The sequence below is a fragment of the Halomicrobium zhouii genome (assembly GCF_900114435.1).
Lineage (GTDB): Archaea > Halobacteriota > Halobacteria > Halobacteriales > Haloarculaceae > Halomicrobium > Halomicrobium zhouii.
This window is the reverse complement of sequence record NZ_FOZK01000005.1, coordinates 189,040-204,142: the sequence shown is the minus strand read 5'-3', so window position 1 is coordinate 204,142 and position 15,103 is coordinate 189,040. Positions and strand designations below refer to the sequence as shown.

Below are 15,103 nucleotides of genomic sequence, written 5' to 3'. Positions count from 1 at the left end.
ACCAGCCGGTCAACAACATCGATCGACGACAGGCGCCAGTTCCGACGGCAGCGAGAGGTCGCTCACCTCGTCAGCTGGCACCCACCGCGCGTCGACGATCGGTTCGACGTCCGGATTCTCGTCCGTCGTGAGGTCGCCCCTCGGAGCGGTACAACGGAACACCGTCGCGACGTGGGCGCCTACCGAGGACTCGAAGGCGAAGGCGTCGACGGGGTCGCCGACGGTCACGTCCAGGCCGGTCTCTTCGAGGACTTCCCGGGCCGCCGCCTCTCGTGGCGATTCACCCGCCTCGACTCCGCCACCTGGCAGGATCCACAGCCGTTCTCCCGCCATCTCGACGGCGACGAAGAGGTACTCGTCGTCGCGCTCGACCAGCGCCCGCGCGGCCGGACGCGGAAAGGGCCACGAGAGGACCCCCTCCAGCACTCGCTGGCTCGCGGCGGACAGGACGTTCGTGAGCATGGCGGAACGGCGCAGTGGAGACGAAAAGACGTTTCGCCGTCCCGTCGCCACCGTCCACCAGCTCGGGTCACGCCGCGTCGACGACACAGCGGAACCCGACGTTGCCCGTCGACGCGTCGGGTTCGTTCTTCGACCGCGCCGCCAGCCGGTAGCGGTTGCACCACGACTCGTGACAGAGGTACGACCCGCCGCGCATCACGCGCTCGTCGCCGTCGGGCGGTCCCGTCGGGTTGTCCGGGTCGTAGCCGTCCGTGGTGTGGTAGTCCGGACTGAACCAGTCGGCGCACCACTCCCAGACGTTGCCGCAGACGTTCGAGAGCCCGAAATCGTTCGGCTCGAAGGCATCGACGGGGGCGGTACCGAGGAATCCGTCCTCGCCGGTGTTGTGGTCCGGGAAGTCACCCTGCCAGACGTTACAACGGTGCTCGCCGCCGGGTTCGAGTTCGTCGCCCCAGGGGAACCGCCGGTCGTCGTGGCCGCCGCGGGCGGCGTACTCCCACTCGGCCTCCGTGGGGAGGCGCTTGCCCGCCCAGTCGGCGTAGGCCTGCGCATCGCGCCAGGAGACGTGGGTGACGGGGTGTTTCAGCAGGCCGTCCTCAACGACGCTGGATTCGGGTCCTCTCGGCCGGAACCAGTTCGCGCCCGCGACGACGCACCACCACTCCGTCCCCGGGACCCGCTGGCGGACGGCGCTCTCGTCGGCGACGAACTCGTGGAAGACGAACGACCAGCCGTACCGCTCCGCGTCGGTGGTGTAGTCCGTCTCCTTGACGAACTGGAGAAACTGGGCGTTGGTGACGGCGTACTTGTCGATATAGAACGCGTCGACGGTGACGGCGCGCTCGGGTCCCTCGCCGTCCTCCGGGTAGCCGACGTCCTCGTCGGTGCCCATGCGGAACGTGGCGCCGTCGAGCCTGACCATCCCCTTCGTTCGGTCGTCGTCTGTGGCTGTGGGCGACGTTCTATGTGGTTCGGCGGTAGTCGTGCCGGCGTCCGCCGACGCGCCGATCGCCTCGTTCGACGGCGCACAGCAGTCCCGCTCGTCCTCTGCCATACTCGATGATTGGTTGCTTGGAGAGTAAGTCCTTGGGAGAACTGTCCTCTTGTGTGCAGAGAGTCGACAGAGAACGCACAAACAGAGGAAAGCCCTCGGCGGGGTCCGCGGGACCGGAGCACGCCGAGGGCTTTCTGGGTGTTTGTGGTATCGTCGTCGGCTCTTCGTAGCGCGCCGAGGGCTTTCGGTCTCCTGTGTCCAATTTTCGTTGCAGTTCGAACTACTTCGAAACGTGCACCGTCACCTCGTTCACTTCACTTTCCTCGTAGCCGTAGCGGATGGCTTTCGCACGGATGGTCGTCTCGCCCTCCGAAAGCCGAATCGGGCCGGTGTACAGGTCCCACTGGACCTCGCTATCCTCACCGTCGTCCACGACGTATCCAACAGAAGCGCCCTGGGTCGCGCAGTACAGCGAGAGCGTCGCGGGCCCGTCCAGCTCCACCACGCCGTCGATCACATCTCGCTCCCGGTTTCCGGGCACATTCGGGACGAACCGGGGCGTCGCGGTCGTCGGCTGGTCGCCGCCCTCGTATCGCTCGTGGACCATCTGCGATTCGGCGACGTCGCCCACGTCGTCAACGTCTTCTCGCCACTCGTCGAGGGCGTCGCGGAGCCTGCCGAGGGCGTCGGCGTGAGCGGGGTCGCCGACGAGGTTCTCCGTCTCGTGGGGGTCGTTCGCCAGGTCGTACAGCTCCTCGGCGGGCCGATCTTCCCCGAACCAGGACTGAGCGCCCGTCAGGTCGCCCGCGGCGTCCCGGTCCAGTAGCTCTTGCATCACCGGGTGGCGATTCCGGTAGGGGATCCACTGGCGGTAGGGCCGGCCGGGGCGATAGTGGCGGACGTACCGGTAGCGTTCGCCGCGGATCGATCGGACCATGTCGTACGATTCGTCGTAGCGGTCCCGGGTCGAGACGACGTACTGGCGTTCCGGCGCGGTACCGTCGTTGCCGGCCGCGAAGAAGGCTCGGCCGTCGCAGTACCGGGGCACGTCGAGCCCACACGCAGAGAGCGTCGTCGGGCCGAGGTCGACGAGACTCACCAGGCGGTCGTCGACGTCACCGTCGTCGACCTCGCCGGGCCAGCGGACGACCAGTGGGACGTTCGTCCCCGAGTCGTAGGGCCAGCGCTTGGCACGGGGCAGTCCCTCGCCGTGGTCGCTCCAGAGCACGACGATGGTGTCCTCGGCGTGGCCGTCGGCGTCCAGGCGGTCGAGAATCTCGCCGACCCACTCGTCGGAACGGGCGACGTTGTCGTACTGGCGGGCGATGGCGGTTCGGGTCGTCTCGGTGTCGGGGAGGTACGGTGGCACGTCGACTGCGTCGGGGTCCGTCTCGGGATGCTCGACCGCGCCGCCGAACTGGTCGTCGGCGCCGGGTCCGGTCGGGTCCCACATCCCGCTCTCGTGGGTGACGCCGTTCGTGAAGACGGCGAAGAAGGGCTGGTCCGGGTCGCGGGCGTCGTCCCACCAGCCCGGACCCGCGCCGGGGCCGTCGTCGCGCGAACGCGAGCGCGTCGCCTCGTGCTGGCGGTCCCACATCGTGAACGGTGCGCCGAACTGGTAGTCGGTCTTCGCGTCGAGGGTGCAGTAGTAGCCCGCCCGGCGAAAGTACTCGGGAATCCCGGTGACGTAGTGGGGCGGGACGGCGTCGTACGGCGTCGGCAGCTCCGGCGCGGCGTCGTTGGTGTGGGTCGTCCGCATGTGGTGGGTGCCGATTGCGTTCTGGTGGCAGCCCGTGAACACGGCGGAGCGACTCGGGGCACACACTGGCGCCGTCGAGAAGGCGTTGGGGTAGCGCCGACCCTCGGCGGCGAGATCGTCGACGTTCGGCGTCCGGGCCACGTCGTCGCCGTAGCAACCCAGGCGGGGCGAGGTGTCCTCCATCGCGAGCCAGACGACGTTCGGACGGGCCGGGTCAGCCATGGAACGGCAATCGCGCGACAGTTTCAAAAGTGTTGGCCGGCCGCCGTCCATCGACCCTCGTTCGGGAGTTTGTCCTCCGATACCTTCGCGGCCGCGTCGCTTGGCAGCGACCTGTCGGACGAGTTATCTCCAGTCGGTCTTCAGTGGACACAATTTACGTACCAGTTAGATTCGGATACGATCGGATAACTGCGTGGTAGCCGTCGTTTTCGAACGTGATGCGGCGATTCTCTCCGATTGTCGTGTCCACCGGGAAAAGCATATGTAGCGGGTCACGAAACGGCCGGCAGACTCACCGGACATGAGCACGGAGCAGTCACCGGACGACGTTCGCAGTTCGACCATCGTGAGTCGGTCGCCCGGCCTGGCCTACGAACGGATGCGCGAGGGGCGGCGAACGCACTTCGCCCAGCCGCTGGCCGACAAACTCCGCGTCGAGGGAGCGCTCCTCGTCGCGATGGCGGCCGCGCTCGCGCTGGCACTCGGTGTCAGTAGCGGCGCAGCGGGAACCGCCTCGACTCGACTTCTCACCCTGGGCACTGCTGGCGGCGCGCTGGTCGCGGCGGGGGCGACGACCCACGCCGCGGTCGGAACGTGTCGCCTCCGGTGTGAACCGCTGACCGAGCGCCAGGCGCTGGCCCTGGTCACGGTCGAGGACACCGCGTCGTACCTCGGCATCGCCTCCGGTGGCCTGGTCGTCGCGGCGACGGTCGCGGCCGCCCTCGTCGGACTTGTCACCGGGTGGCCCCCGGCGACCGCGACGTCACCGGTCACCGCCGCCGTCGCGGCCGGCGCGATGGTCGCCGCGATGGCGGTGCTGGCGACGGGACGGTTTTTCGAGGGGCGACTTCCCCGGAGCGGGTAGGGAGAGTACACACTGTCAGACCGCGATTCTTTTCACGGCTACCCCAGTATCGGGAGACATGACCACGCTCACGCTGGGGCCCGCGGGGACCTACTCCCACCGGGCCGCCCAGGCCGTGGCCGACGGGGACGACATCGAGTTCCTCGAGTCGGTCACCGCCATCGTCGAGGCGGTCGCCGACGGCGACGCCGACCGCGGCGTCGTCGCCGTGGAGAACAGCATCGAGGGGTCGGTGACGGAGTCACTCGACGCCTTCGCCGAGTACGACGTCGCGGTGGTCCAGGAGATCATCACCCCCATCCGCCACGCCCTGCTGGCCCAGGACGAGGAGTTCGACACCGTCGCCAGCCACGCCCAGGCGCTGGCCCAGTGTCGAGGCTTCCTGGAGGAACACTACCCCGACGCCAACCTCGAGGCGGTGGCCTCGACGGCGCGGGGCGTCCAGCGCGCACGCGAGGACGCTTCCTTCGCCGCCATCGGCCACCCGGCCAACGCGGCCGACGCCGAGGAACTCCAGGTGCTGGCCGAGGACATCCAGGACCAGTCCTCCAACGCGACCCGGTTCCTCGTCGTCGCGCCCGCCGAGGAACGCTCCGACGCGGGGTCGAAGTCCTCCTTCATCGTCTACCCCGACGTCGACTACCCAGGTCTGCTACTGGAACTGCTGGAACCGTTCGCCGACCGGGACGTCAACTTCACCCGCGTCGAGTCCCGTCCCAGCGGCGAGCGCCTGGGCGACTACGTCTTCCACATGGACGTCGCCGCCGGCCTCTACGAGGAGCGCACCCAGGAAGCACTAGCCGACGTCGAGGACATCGTCGAGGAGGGGTGGGTCCGCCGCCTGGGCTCGTACGACTCCGAGACGGTACTGTACTGAGCCGTCCGGAGCGAACCGTCCGGTGCGATCCGCCCTAGCGCGGCGCGGTGACTGTTCTGACACCCGAATTATAAGAGACGCGGCGTCCAACCTCCGGCGTAGAACGATGGCGACGGACCCACTCGACGAGATAGAGCGCGTGTTCGGCCTGTTGAGCCAGCAGTTCGGGACGGAACTGGCCGGCGTCCCGACGGACCTCATCGACGAGGGCGACGCCTACGTCGTCCGCGCCGACCTGCCCGGCTACCGACCCGACGACGTCGACGTCTCGCTGCCCGACGCGCGGACGCTCCGGATCACCGCGAGCCGATCTGGAGACCAGGCGGAGGGCCGGTACGTCAGGCGCGAGCGCCGCCAGCACACCGCCGAACGGACCGTCTCGCTGCCCGAACCCGTCGTGGGGGCGGACGCGAGAGCGAACTACGACGCGGGCGTGTTGACCGTCCGCCTCGCGAAGCCCCGGGACGACGGTGACGACGACGAGACCGACATCCCCGTGAACTGATCAGCGGGGAACGGGGCGGTTATGTACCGCATACTCGCGGCGCCGTCCGTGCTTCGGCCGGGCCGTGGTCGCCCCTAGGCAGGCTAGGTGCCATATTCTTATTCGGTGGACAATTAAAGAGATAGTAATGACGCCTCCGGCCAACGACAGCGGGCTCACGGACGGTCCGTTCCGCTCGAAACAGTTCACGCCCGCGGAGTTAGACGAACTCTTCGACGTGCTGGCCGACGCCCGGCGGCGCTGTACGCTGCAGTCGCTGAGCGACGCAGGCGGAACGGCGTCGTTCGACGAACTCGTCGGCGACGTCGCGCGCCAGACCGTCGCCCGACCGATCGGTCGGGAGCAGCGCCGCGAGATCGCGACGACGCTGTACCACGTCCACCTCCCCAAACTGGCGTCGGCCGGCCTCGTCGCCGACTTCGACCCGGACGGCGAGGTCGCGCTGGCTGAACAGGTAGACGACGTCCCCCACTCGCTGTTCGAGTGATCGCCTGTCGTGGTATGGTAGCCCTTTTAGTCGCGGCTGGGTAACTGGGCGACATGGATTACGAGCCCCAGGAACTCGAATCGAAGTGGCGCGAGCGGTGGGCCGACTCGGGGCGATACGCTGCCGATCCGGACCCGGACAGCGACGACGACCCGACGTTCATCACCGTCCCCTATCCCTACCCCAGCGGCGGGATGCACATCGGCCACGCCCGCACCTACACCGTGCCCGACGTCTACGCCCGCTACCGGCGATTGCAGGGCGACAACGTCCTCTTCCCCATCGCCTGGCACGTCACGGGCACGCCGATCATCGGCGCCGTCGAGCGCCTGAAGAAGGGCGAGGAGAGCCAGCTGTCGGTCCTGCGGGACACCTACGACGTCCCCGAGGACGAACTGCAGGACCTGGAGACGCCGATGGGCTTCGCCCGCTACTTCGTCGAGAACCACTACAAGTCGGGGATGAAGCAACTGGGCCTCTCGATCGACTGGCGCCGGGAGTTCACCACCAACGACGAGCGCTACTCCAAGTTCATCACCTGGCAGTACGAGACGCTCCGCGAGCGCGGCCTGATGGACCGCGGGCTCCACCCCGTCAAGTACTGCACCAACGAGCAACAGCCGGTCACCACCCACGACCTGCTGGAGGGCGAGGAAGCGGAGTTCCAGGAGTACACGCTGATCCGCTTCGAGACAGCAATCGAGGGTGACGACGGGGAAGCCCACGACGTCGTCGCGCCGATGGCGACCCTGCGACCCGAGACGGTCCAGGGCGTCACCAACGCGTACGTCAACCCCGAGGCGACGTACGTCCGGGCGACCGTCGATGGCGAGGAGTGGCTCATCTCCGAGGACGCCGCCGAGAAGTTCCGCCTGCAGGAGCGCGACGTGGAGGTCCACGAGTCGTTCCCCGGGAGCCAGGTCGTCGGGTCCGAAGTCACGAATCCCATCACCGGCGACGAGGTGCTGGTCCTGCCCGCGAGCTTCGTCGACGCCGACAACGCGACGGGCGTCGTCATGTCCGTGCCGGCCCACTCGCCGGACGACTACGTCGCACTGCAGGAGGCCAAGGCCGACGACGAGCGCATGCGGGAGTACGGCGTCGACCCCGCCGAGGTCGAGGCCATCGAACCGGTCCCCATCCTCACCATCGAAGGGTACGGCGAGATTCCGGCGAAAGACGCCGTCGAGTCGGCGGGCATCGACTCCTCGGACGACCCGGCGCTCCACGACGTGACGAACGACCTCTACCAGGACGAGTTCCACGCCGGGAAACTGAACGACGAGTACGGCGAGTTCGCCGGCGAGGTCGTCGAGGACGTCCGCGAGGCCTACCGCGACCACCACCGTGACTCGGGCGCCTTCGACACGATGCACGAGTTCTCCGAAGAGGTGATCTGTCGCTGCGGCGGCGACGTCGAGGTGGCAAAGCAGGACACCTGGTTCCTCCGGTACGACGACGAAGAGTGGAAGCAGAAGGCCCACGACGCCGTCGCCCAGCTCGACGCCATCCCGGAGAACACGCGCGAGCAGTACGACCACACCATCGACTGGCTCAACGAGTGGCCCGCCATCCGGAACTACGGGCTGGGAACCCGGCTCCCGTGGGACGAGGACTTCGTCATCGAGCCCCTCTCGGACTCGACCATCTACATGGCGTACTACACCATCGCCCACCGGCTGCAGGAGATCCCGCCGGACCACCTGGACCGGGAGTTCTTCGACACACTGTTCTACGGCCCCGAGGGCGTCGACGAGCCCGACCAGCGCGCGCTGGACCTGCGCGAGGAGTGGGACTACTGGTACCCCGTCGACGTCCGCTGCTCGGCGAACGACCTGATCAGCAACCACCTGACGTTCTTCCTCTTCCACCACGCGGAGCTGTTCGACCCGGACAACTGGCCGGAGGGGATCACCGTCATGGGGATGGGCCTGCTGGAGGGCGAGAAGATGTCCTCCTCGAAGGGCCACGTCGTCCTCCCCGGCGAGGCAATCGAGCGCTTCGGCGCCGACACCGTCCGCTTCTTCCTGCTGAACTCCTCGGAGCCGTGGCAGGACTACGACTGGCGGGCCGACCGCGTCGGCGACACGCGCGACCAGCTCGACCGGTTCTGGAATCGGGCCCAGGAGGTCATCGACTACGGCGTCGAGGACGTCGTCGACGTCACCGTCGACCTGGAGATGGAGGAGACGGAAGTGAGCTCGACGGCGGACGGCGAGATCCCCGACCTCCCCCACATCGACCGCTGGCTGCTGTCCAAGCTGCAGGACACTATCCGGACCTGCACCGACGCGATGGACCGCTTCGAGACCCGGACCGCCAGCCAGACCGCCTTCTACGGCTTCGAGGAGCACCTCAAGTGGTACCGACGGCGCGCCGACCTGGACCGACCGGGCGCGAAGTGGACGCTCCGCCAGGTGCTCGACGCCCGCCTGCGCCTGCTCTCGCCCTTCATCCCGTTCCTCACTAACGAGCTGTACGAACAGCTGAACGGCGAGCCCGTCGAGGAGGCCGCCTGGCCCGAGCCCGACCCCGCCTTCGAGTCGGACACCATCGAGGTCCAGGAGCGCCTCGTCGAGACCGTCACCGACGACGTCCACGACATCGTCGACGTCACCGACACCGACCCCGACGTCGTCCGCCTCTACGTCGCCGCCGACTGGAAGCGGACGGTGTTCGACGAAGTCCGAGAGACCGGCCCCGACGTCGGCGCGGTGATGGGGAAGGTGATGCAGAACGAAGAGCTGCGTGAGAAGGGTAACGACGTCAACGACCTCGTCCAGGACCTGGTGGAATTGGTCCGCGAGCGCGACGACGAGACGCTGGAGGCCCTGGCGGACGTCGACGAACAGTCCGTCTACGACGACGCCCGCCGCTTCCTCGAAACCGAGTTCGACGCCGACGTCGAAGTGTACGCGGAGGACGGCGAAGACGTCGAGGATCCCGGCGGCAAGGCGAGCAACGCGATTCCGTTCCGCCCCGCCGTCCATCTGGAGTAACTGGATTTCGGGCGAGGTTTTCTTTCTCGTCGCGTCTTCTCACTCGACGACGGCAAACACTCGGCAGGAGCGTGTACTGACCACTTTCCGTATCACAGCTTCTAGCAGTAAATTGAGCAGTGAGCGAAATCCTCCGCGCTCATATGTAATAGGAGAGTTTCACGCCATACCCCTAATTTCCACCCGGTAATGTTTATAATCAAAACGGTTTTCTAGACCGGCAATGAGAGATGGGAGAGAGGATGAAGAAATCGAGCGAGCGATAATATATTTAGTACATTCCTTCGAAGCGTCTGGCGAAAATCAGAAACCGGTTATTTTCCATAGCATTCGCGTGGGAATGGGCCTCTATAATCGAGGTTACGAGAAACATATCGTAATCGCTGGTCTCCTCCATGATCTGATAGAAGATACAGACGTCGAGAAGGACGAGATTGCTTCAAATTTTGGGAGGGAAGTTTCAGATATCGTAGAGGCCACTAGTTTCGATAGAGAGATTCAGGACTACCCAGACAGATACCATGATACCCTCGATAGATGCTTCCAAAAGGGAAGAGAACCAGTAATCGTAAAAGCCGCAGATATCCTCGATAACTCTAACTATTATCATCTTGCTGACTCAGAGGAATTAAGAAAGAACCTGATGGAGAAGATGGCGTTCTTTATCGATAATTCCGGGTCATATATTGGAGATGAACGGCTCCACCAAGAATTACATGATAGATATTCCAATGTAAAGGAAAGGATTGACAGAGGAAATTGCTAATACCCAATCGTCTCTTCTGCAGTACTAGGTGAGACGTCTTTGCATCGAACAGTCTCTTAACCCCGGCATAGCGATCAAGCAGAGCGGTGGCAGGCGAAGCGAATGGAGACGTTTTATCAGCCTCGCGGCCGAACTTTCGACCAATATGGCTACCAACGAGGCTGACGACGAAGGATTCATCCGATCGGTGACGCCGCTGACGGGGAGTACGTCCAACCAGCAGATGGACGCCATCGGCTGGCTGGTGTTCATCGGGATGGCCATCGTCCTGCTGCCGCTGCTGCCGGTGTTTATCGCGGTCTGGGTCATCTCGAAGCTGACCGGCCGATAACCCAGCTTTCTGCCGTCTCCGCCGGCTCCTACACGTCGGTACCCACGAGGGTAAAGTCGGTCCCGGCGCCGTTCTCGCGGGCCCGCTCGTAGGCGACGTGGGCGGTGGCGACGTCCTGGATCGCCAGGCCCGTCGAGTCGAAGACGGTGACGCCGTCATCTGCCGTCCGACCCTCCTTCTCGCCGGCGACGATCTCACCGAGTTCGGCGTGCAGGTCCGCGTCGGAGAGGACGCCCGCGCTCCAGGGGACGTTGATCTCGCCGGAGTGCGTACACTGGTCGTAGTCGTCGATGACGAGTGTGGCGTCGAGCAGGATGTCGTCCGAAATCTCGTGTTTGCCGGCGGCGTCGGCCCCGATGGCGTTGACGTGGGTGTGCTCGCCGACGGAGTGGACGAGAGGCTCCTCGACCGGCGTCACCGTCGAGAGGACGTCGCAGTGGGCGGCCTCCTCGATGGACCCGGCGCGGACGTCGAAACGGTCCGAGAAGTGGTCGACGAACGCCTGGACGGCGTCTTCGTCGACGTCGGCGACGACGACCTCCTCGATGTCTCGCACGTGGGAAATCGCCTCCAGCTGGGTGTAGGACTGGACGCCGGCGCCGACCAGCCCCATCGACCGGGCGTCGTCGACGGCGAGGTAGTCCGTCGCGACGGCGGCCGCGGCGCCCGTTCGCTTGCGCGTGACGTGGGTGCCGTCCATCAGCGAGAGCGGGAAGGCGTTGGCCGGGTCTGAGTAGATGATGGTCCCCAGCACCGTCGGGAGGTCGTATTTCTCGGGATTGTCCGCGTGGACGTTGACCCACTTGACCGCGGCGGCGTCCCACTCGTTGGTGGCGACGTAGGCCGGCATCGACCGGAAGTCGCCGTTGTACTGTGGCAGGTCGACGTAGGACTTCGCGGGCATCACCACGTCGCCGCGGGCGTACGCGCCGAAGGCGCCCTCGACGGCGTCGATGACTGCGGCGAGCGGCGTGTTCGCGTCGACGTCGTCGGGACCCAGAAGCAGCGTCTGCATACCACTCACTCACGGCCGCTGGTACTTAGCAGGTCCGCAGGGACGAGCGCGTGGAGCGGGTGCCCAGATCCCGCGCTACTCCCAAGATGGCCCGTAGACGGCGCAAGACCTGTCATCACGGACGGATCTGGGGATCGGTTTTATGTGACGACGGGGAGTGTGCCCGTCTGTCATGCGGGAACTCATTACGATGTGGCGGGACACGCGGATGATAATGCTCGTGGCGGTGATCGCGGCCATCTACGCCGCGGTGTTGATACCGTTCAACGCACTGACGATCATCCCGGGGATCACCAGTATCCGGCCGGCGAACGTCTTCCCGGTCATCTTCGGCATCATGTTCGGCCCGGCGGCGGCCTGGGGCTCGGCCGTCGGGAACCTCATCGGCGACGTCTTCAGCGGCCAGCTGGGCCCGGGAAGCCTCGGTGGATTCCTCGGGAACTTCTTCTTCGGCCTGGTCGGCTACAAGCTCTGGGGCAACCTCGGACCGCTGTCCAGCGGCGAGGAACCCCGGATGGACTCTGCCCGCCAGGTCGTCGAGTACCTCGTCATCGCGCTCACCGCCGCGGCCGCGTGTGCGGCCATCATCGCGTGGTGGCTCGACGTGCTGGAGCTGTTCCCCTTCTCCGTGCTCGGGACGATCATCACGGTCAACAACTTCCTGGCGGCCGCGGTGCTCGGCCCGCCGCTGCTGTACCTCGTCTACCCCCGCGTCAAGGAGATGGGCCTCCTCTACCCCGACGTCATGCGCGAAGAGGACCTGCCCGAGGTCGCGCCCTCCCGCCGACAGCTCGCGGCCACCGGCATCGTGGTCGTCTCCATCGTCTGGGTCGCCGTCGGTATCGCCATCAGCGTCGGCGTCGAGGGCACGCAGTTCCTGGCGACGACGGGCGAGACGTTCGGCCAGGGCGGGTCGGTCACCCAGCAGGTGCTGGGCGCGGTCGGCCTCCTCGTCCTCCTGGGGCTGACGGCCATCTCCGGGGACAGCCTCTCGGAGATGGTCCGTCGCTGACAGGGACCCTCGCCAGAGTACGAACGTTTACAACTGTTCCCGTTCACCCTTCCGTCGATGACTGGTACCGCGGACGAGCGGGACGACGGCGTCACTGCTCGGCTCCGTGACGTGTTCTTCTCCTACGACCGCGACGCCGACTTCGAGGAAGGGTCGGGCCGTCCGGACCCGGACGCCCGTGGCGGGCTCGTCCTCGACGGTCTCGACCTCGACGTCCCCGACCACTCGTTCACGGTCGTGATGGGCGCCAGCGGCGGCGGCAAGTCGACGCTTCTGCGGACGTTCAACGGCATCATCCCCGACTTCATCACCGGCGCGTTCGACGGCGAGGTCGACGTCGTCGGCCGCGACGCGACGTCGACCCGGGTCAGCGAGATGGCTCGCGACGTGGGCATGGTGATCCAGGACTACGAGGCCCAGCTGTTCGGCACCTCGATCACCGCCGAGGTCGCCTTCGGGCCGGAGAACCTCGCCGTCCCGGTTGCGGACATCGACAGCCGTATCGAGGAGTCGCTGGCCGTCGCGGGGCTGACCGACCTGGATCGGGACCGCGCGCCCGACGCCCTCTCCGGCGGGCAGAAGCAACGCCTCGTCTTCGCGGGCGTCCTCGCCATGCAGCCCGACCTCCTCCTGCTCGACGAGCCGACCAGCGACCTCGACCCCGTGGGGAGCCGCGAGACGCTGTCGGTGATCGGCCGCCTCGCCGACGCCGCCCGCGCGGACGAGCGGGTGGGCGACTGGGCCGGCCCCGACTCGATCGTCCTGGTCACCCACAAGATAGAGGAAGCGCTGCTGGCCGACCACGCCGTCCTGCTCGAGGGGGGCCAGGTCGCCCACTCGGGCCGCGCCGAGGACGTGTTCACCGACGTCGACTCGCTCCGGGACTCACGGGTCGCAGTCCCACCGCTGGTCGACGCCTTCGACCGCCTCGGCTTCGACCAGCCCGACCTGCCGCTGTCCGTCGACGCGGCCGCGGAGACGGCAGCCGAATCGGACCTTTCCTGGAACCCGCCGGCGACGCGAGGCGAGGCCCTGCCGGGCGCGCCCGCGGGGACGGCCCCCGACGTCGGCGACGCGCTGTTCGAACTCGAGGACGTGGCCTACGAGTACGACGCCGACGGCGAGACCGTTCGTGCCGTCGACGGCGTCGATCTGACGATTCGGGAAGGCGAGGTCGTCGCCATCGTCGGCCACAACGGCAGCGGGAAGACAACACTCGCCAAGCAGCTCAACGGCCTGCTCGACCCCGACGAGGGCGTGGCCCGCTGGGACGGGAGTGACCTCGCGGACCTGCAGATGTCAGAAGTCGGCCGACGCGTCGGCTTCGTCTTCCAGAATCCCGACCACCAGATATTCGCCGCCACGGTCGAGGAGGAGGTCGCCTTCGGCCCGGAGAACTTCGGGCTCTCCGGCGACGAACTCGACCGGCGGGTCGCTGACGCCATCGAGACGGTGGACCTCGACGGCCTGGAGGAGGCCGACCCGTTCAACCTCTCGAAGGGCCAGCGCCAGCGCGTCGCCCTCGCGAGCATCCTTGCGACCGAACCGGACGCCATCGTCTTCGACGAGCCCACGACCGGCCTGGACGCGACCCAGCAAGAGACGTTCATGGATCTGGTCGCCGAACTCAACCGCGAACAGGACGTCACGGTGGTGATGGTCACCCACAGCATGTCGACGGTGGCGACGTACGCGCCCCGGACGGTCGTGATGGCCGACGGCCGGAAAGTGGCCGACGCGCCGACGCGCGAGCTGTTCGCAGACGAGGACCAGCTCCACGAGTGGGACCTGCGTCCGCCACAGCCCGTCGCACTCGCCAATCGCCTGGCTGCTGATCAGGGCCTCGACGACGCGCTGCCGGCGCTCTCCGTCGACGAACTCGTCGCGGGCCTCGGCGGGGACGAGACGCGGCCCGCGACGACCGACGCTGCGGGGGAAGACCGATGAGTGGGGGGTCGTCGCTGTACGTCACCGGCGATTCGATGCTCCACCGGCTCGCGCCGCGGGCGAAAATCGCGCTGGCCCTCGGCGTGTTCGCCGTCGCGCTCGCGTTCGACCATCCCGCGTGGGTCATCGTGCCCTTCGCGGTGAGCCTCGTGACGCTGCTGGCGCTCGGCGGCCTGAAGAACCTCATGCGAGTCTGGTTCGTCGTCGTCGCCATCTTCGTCGTCGGCATGGTCGTCTGGCCGGCGTTCGTCCCGGCGGGCGGCCCCGTCGTCCTCGCGACGCCGGTGATGGACGTGACCCGCGACGAGGTGCTCCTCGCGCTGGGCCGTTCGACCCGCTTCGCGTCCTTCATCGTCACCGGGCTGCTGTTCGTGACGGTCACCTCCAACGAGGAGATCGTCGCCGGCCTCCGGAGCCTCGGCGTCCCCTTCGCGTTCTGTTTCGCCGTCGGGACGGCGCTGCGCCTGTTCCCGACGCTGCTCAGTGCGACCGGGACGGTCCGACAGGCCCAGGAGGCCCGCGGTCACGACGTCGCCACGCGCTCGCCGATCAGGCGGATCCGCAACTACGTCCCCCTCCTGATCCCCGTGTTCATGACCGCCATCCGCAACGTCCAGACCCAGTCGATGGCGCTGGAGGCCCGCGGGTTCGACACGCGACGTGAGCGGACCTTCTACGGCCGGGAAGCCCTGGAGGGTCGCGACTGGCTCGCCATCCTCGCCGGCGCCGCGCTGATCGTCGGTGCGGCCGTCGCGCGCTACGTCTTTGGACTCGGAGTGGTCTGAGTCAGCGGTGGGCGGAATCGTGGTATCGACTGTCGCACCGAGGAAACCCTCATCGTGACCCCCGACCTCTCTCGGTC

General features: G+C 66.9%; 14 protein-coding genes. 10 read left to right on the top strand and 4 right to left on the bottom strand.

Annotated elements, in window-relative coordinates; translation table 11 throughout:
* Positions 1–9: 9 nt before the first annotated feature.
* From BM337_RS19415 to BM337_RS19405, 3 genes are all read right to left on the bottom strand, one after another.
* Positions 10–462 carry an NUDIX domain-containing protein gene (locus BM337_RS19415; RefSeq protein WP_089819088.1) on the bottom strand — a complete coding sequence of 151 codons (453 nt, stop codon included), beginning with the start codon at positions 460–462 and terminating at the stop codon, positions 10–12.
* Between the two features lie 67 nt (positions 463–529).
* The gene (locus BM337_RS19410; protein ID WP_089819086.1) at positions 530–1,516 is read right to left on the bottom strand and encodes a formylglycine-generating enzyme family protein; all 987 of its coding nucleotides are present in this window, start codon (positions 1,514–1,516) and stop codon (positions 530–532) included.
* 220 nt (positions 1,517–1,736) lie between these two features.
* Complete coding sequence (locus tag BM337_RS19405) at positions 1,737–3,437, bottom strand: sulfatase family protein (RefSeq protein WP_089819084.1); 1,701 nt, start codon at positions 3,435–3,437, stop codon at positions 1,737–1,739.
* Between the two features lie 301 nt (positions 3,438–3,738).
* On the opposite strand from BM337_RS19405, the gene BM337_RS19400 reads away from it, so the two are divergent.
* The 7 genes from BM337_RS19400 to BM337_RS19370 all read left to right on the top strand — a co-directional run bounded on the left by BM337_RS19400 (position 3,739) and on the right by BM337_RS19370 (position 10,267).
* On the top strand, positions 3,739–4,302 hold the full coding sequence (locus tag BM337_RS19400; RefSeq protein ID WP_089819082.1) for a hypothetical protein: 564 nt from the start codon (positions 3,739–3,741) through the stop codon (positions 4,300–4,302).
* Between the two features lie 58 nt (positions 4,303–4,360).
* Positions 4,361–5,179 carry a prephenate dehydratase gene (gene pheA / locus BM337_RS19395; protein ID WP_089819080.1) on the top strand — a complete coding sequence of 273 codons (819 nt, stop codon included), beginning with the start codon at positions 4,361–4,363 and terminating at the stop codon, positions 5,177–5,179.
* A gap of 106 nt (positions 5,180–5,285) precedes the next feature.
* Positions 5,286–5,684, top strand: coding sequence for an Hsp20/alpha crystallin family protein (locus tag BM337_RS19390; protein ID WP_089819078.1), 399 nt, complete (start codon positions 5,286–5,288; stop codon positions 5,682–5,684).
* A 127-nt stretch (positions 5,685–5,811) separates the two neighbouring features.
* Positions 5,812–6,171: a DUF7344 domain-containing protein gene (locus BM337_RS19385; protein ID WP_089819076.1), complete on the top strand. Its 360-nt coding sequence runs from the start codon at positions 5,812–5,814 to the stop codon at positions 6,169–6,171.
* 53 nt (positions 6,172–6,224) lie between these two features.
* Entirely contained in the window at positions 6,225–9,170 is a 2,946-nt protein-coding gene (gene leuS / locus BM337_RS19380) for a leucine--tRNA ligase (RefSeq protein ID WP_089819074.1), read from the top strand.
* A 223-nt stretch (positions 9,171–9,393) separates the two neighbouring features.
* Positions 9,394–9,936 carry an HD domain-containing protein gene (locus BM337_RS19375; RefSeq protein ID WP_089819072.1) on the top strand — a complete coding sequence of 181 codons (543 nt, stop codon included), beginning with the start codon at positions 9,394–9,396 and terminating at the stop codon, positions 9,934–9,936.
* 145 nt (positions 9,937–10,081) lie between these two features.
* Complete coding sequence (locus BM337_RS19370; RefSeq protein ID WP_089819070.1) at positions 10,082–10,267, top strand: DUF7535 family protein; 186 nt, start codon at positions 10,082–10,084, stop codon at positions 10,265–10,267.
* A gap of 28 nt (positions 10,268–10,295) precedes the next feature.
* On the opposite strand, the gene BM337_RS19365 is transcribed toward BM337_RS19370, so the two are convergent.
* Positions 10,296–11,282 (bottom strand): ornithine cyclodeaminase family protein, encoded by a 987-nt coding sequence (locus BM337_RS19365; RefSeq protein ID WP_089819068.1) that lies wholly within the window; start codon positions 11,280–11,282, stop codon positions 10,296–10,298.
* Positions 11,283–11,454: 172 nt separating this feature from the next.
* Between BM337_RS19365 and BM337_RS19360 the strand changes: the two genes are divergently transcribed.
* The 3 genes from BM337_RS19360 to BM337_RS19350 are packed head-to-tail and all read left to right on the top strand — an operon-like array spanning position 11,455 to position 15,026.
* On the top strand, positions 11,455–12,294 hold the full coding sequence (locus BM337_RS19360; protein ID WP_245778709.1) for a QueT transporter family protein: 840 nt from the start codon (positions 11,455–11,457) through the stop codon (positions 12,292–12,294).
* Between the two features lie 57 nt (positions 12,295–12,351).
* The gene (locus tag BM337_RS19355) at positions 12,352–14,241 is read left to right on the top strand and encodes an ABC transporter ATP-binding protein (protein ID WP_089819066.1); all 1,890 of its coding nucleotides are present in this window, start codon (positions 12,352–12,354) and stop codon (positions 14,239–14,241) included.
* Complete coding sequence (locus BM337_RS19350; RefSeq protein ID WP_089819063.1) at positions 14,238–15,026, top strand: energy-coupling factor transporter transmembrane component T family protein; 789 nt, start codon at positions 14,238–14,240, stop codon at positions 15,024–15,026. The genes BM337_RS19355 and BM337_RS19350 overlap by 4 nt, the downstream gene beginning before the upstream one ends.
* The last annotated feature ends 77 nt before the right edge of the window (positions 15,027–15,103 follow it).